This is a genomic window from Collinsella sp. TM05-38 (assembly GCF_003466445.1).
GTDB lineage: Bacteria > Actinomycetota > Coriobacteriia > Coriobacteriales > Coriobacteriaceae > Collinsella.
The window spans coordinates 1-567 of sequence record NZ_QSPM01000029.1; the positions used below are offsets into that span (position 1 = coordinate 1).

The 567-nt window shown below is 49.6% G+C and carries 1 protein-coding gene; it reads left to right on the forward strand.

Going from position 1 to position 567, the window contains the following annotated elements; genetic code table 11:
* A partial coding sequence (locus DXD49_RS09970) for a hypothetical protein (RefSeq protein WP_233541793.1) occupies positions 1 to 252 on the forward strand: 252 nt, incomplete at its 5' end.
* Positions 253 to 567 lie beyond the last annotated feature (315 nt).

Here is a 567-nt window from a genome sequence, read left to right on the forward strand (position 1 = left end):
TCAGAGGAAATGGAGAAGGGGGAGGCCTCGCGGCCTCCCCCCTTTTTTGCGTTATATAAACCGACATTTGCCCTATCTGTTTTAGGTGTGTTCGGATTGGCTTTAGTCGAGGGCATCGTAGTCGTTCGCGGTGAGGCAGAGCCGATCTTTTTACTCATGTCGCTTTCTGGTGGCGCTCAGTCGGCTCCAGGGTTCTGTCGTCACGTATATCCGGACGGATCTTTTGCTCCTTATTTCCAGTACATTAATTAAGGGGCATTGTTTTACTCAAATACACTCCGCCAGTGGGGGCACTGTCTAATTAGTGATAGAGCCCCCACTGGCGTTTATATAGGTTTGTTAACGTTGTCCTTCAATTTATTACGGGCTAACTAGCGGAGATCGACGAGGGTATAAAGATGCTATGTCTACAGTGGACAGCAAGATTCCCGAGGTCATACGGTCTGTCCAAGTTTTATGACCATACGCGTGACTCTGAGCAACTCGGAGCCCAGTTAGTTGATTTGTGAACAAAATATGGAGTGCGTGATTCCCGCCCGCGGGGCCCCTCCGGTCTGGCAATATATC